The following is a 2145-nucleotide window of genomic DNA, read 5'->3' on the forward strand; positions in this document are numbered from 1 at the left end:
GGACTTCAAGATCAAAGCCATATTCAGCATTGCCTTGCTTGCCCTGGCCTCGGCCAATACGCATGCCTATCAAAGCGAAACCATCTACAACAAAAAGGGCGAGGCGGTCTTCGAGTTTCGCATCTACAACCCCGGCGACGGCGTCTACGACATCAGCAACATAGGCAGCCGTGAATCCACCTTCGCCATCGATGAAAACGGCCGCCGCAAAATCCGCGCGGCGCTCGAGCGCTGGGCGGAAATGCTGACGCTGAAGCCAGGCTACCGGCCGGCCATCATCAATCTGGGCACGTATGACGACGCCAACGCCGGTGTCTACAGCATTGATACCTCAGACAAGAGCGATCCGAACTTCCTGGCCATAACTGCTTTGCAAGCGGCCTTGTCGAATCAGCTGAAAGAAAGCGAGTTCCACCAAGCGCAGGCCGTGATCAGCGTAGGCCCATTACCGTTCGATACCGCGCCCGGCACGCCCAGCCAGCTTCCTCTGACGGGCCAGTTTGACTACACCGCCACCATATTCAACGAACTGGGCCATGCAATGGGCATTACGAAGAGAATCTTCGATTTGTACGGCCCGGGCACTGCCACGCCTTACTTCTTCTCCTACTTGACCCGCTGGACGGCCGGCTTGCGCGACGACAATGGCAACCCGGCCAAGCCACTCCAGGCCATACTTTGCGTCCCCTGCAACAACCCCTACGATCCTAACGCCTTCGACCTGCGCAAGGACCAGGGCTACTTCACCGGACAGCACGTGCAAGAAGTGCTCGACGGCGCCATGCCAGGCGTCCCCGTCAGCATCCTGATCAACCACAATGCACCACAGGCCGGTGTAGATACGAACTACTTGAGCAACATCGAATTGCGCAACGGTTTGACAAGTCATCAGGACTACCGCAACTACACGACCTTCATGGAAGCGGAAATAGCCGTCCTGCAGGATCTGGGCCTGGACATCGACCGACGCAATTTTTTCGGCTATTCGGTCTACGGCAACGACGTCACGCTGACCAACAATAACGGGTTCTTCGCGCGCAACGCCGAGGGCACGGCCTACCTGCCCGGCCAGTACAACCAGGCCACCCAGGGCCTGGGACTGCACATCTATGGCGAGCGCAACACCATCACTCAGGCCGCCGACCTGCTCAGCGCCGGCCCCGGCGGGGGTGGCGTGCGCGTGGACGGCAGCGAAAACACATTGATCATCCCCCAGGCCACGCGCATCCACGCCCACGGCTGGTACGGCCGCGGCCTGCAGTTCAGCTACGGGCGCCACCACAATATCGTGCAGCAGGGCGAGGTGCGCGCCGAGGGACAGGACGGCGTGGGCGCCCTGTTCGACTTCGGGCATAATGCATCGGGCGACGAAGCCGACTATCGTGGTTCGTGGCTATGGAAGATCAACGGCCAGTACCAGACCCCGCCCGAAATCCTGCAAGGCGCGCTGGTCAGCAACTATGACCTGTCCGGTCCGCTCTCGGGCCGCAAGGCGGCCATCCAGATCTCGGACAACGCCTGGGTGCGGAACATCCACGTCATGCAAGGCGCCAGTCTCCAGGGCGACATCCTGTCCAATTACTCCTCGCGCGATGAAGACGGCGAACTGCGCCTGACGCGCCTGAGCTTCGGCCAGAAAGCCGATGCGCAAGGGCGGGCCACCTTGCAGGCCGACCCCGACTTCCACCTGTACTACGAGGGCAACATCCAGGGCGGCGACAACCTGGCCGTGGTCATCGCCGGCGGAACAACCTCGCTCAATGGCCGGCACGTGCTGTATGGTCTGCGCGTGGACCCCGGCGCCACGCTGGGCGGCAACAGTTCCTACGCCATCAATCCCGAAGACAGGTTCGCCAATTACGGCACGCTCAGCCCCGGTAACTCCACCGGCCAGATGTCCAAGCCGGACGACTCATTTGGTCAGATGACCATCACGGGCCACTTCATTCAGGGTCCCCAAGGCCGCATTGTGATCGACGCCAACACTCACCAGAAGGACCACATCGAAATCCGTGGCTTGGCCGAGTTGGCCGGCGAACTGAAGATACAACTGCAGCCCGACTGGTATACGGACGGCTGGACCCTGAGCCAGGACCAGGTATTCCAGGCAACTCAAACCCAAGGCGACTTCGATCGGCTGACCGC

Annotated in this window: 1 pseudogene; it reads left to right on the top strand. The window is 61.0% G+C overall.

Features of this window, described 5'->3' with window-relative positions:
- A pseudogene (locus ACWPWO_RS18675) lies at nucleotides 1-2145 on the top strand (autotransporter outer membrane beta-barrel domain-containing protein); the annotation flags it as partial.

The sequence above is a fragment of the Alcaligenes sp. Marseille-Q7550 genome, assembly GCF_965112015.1.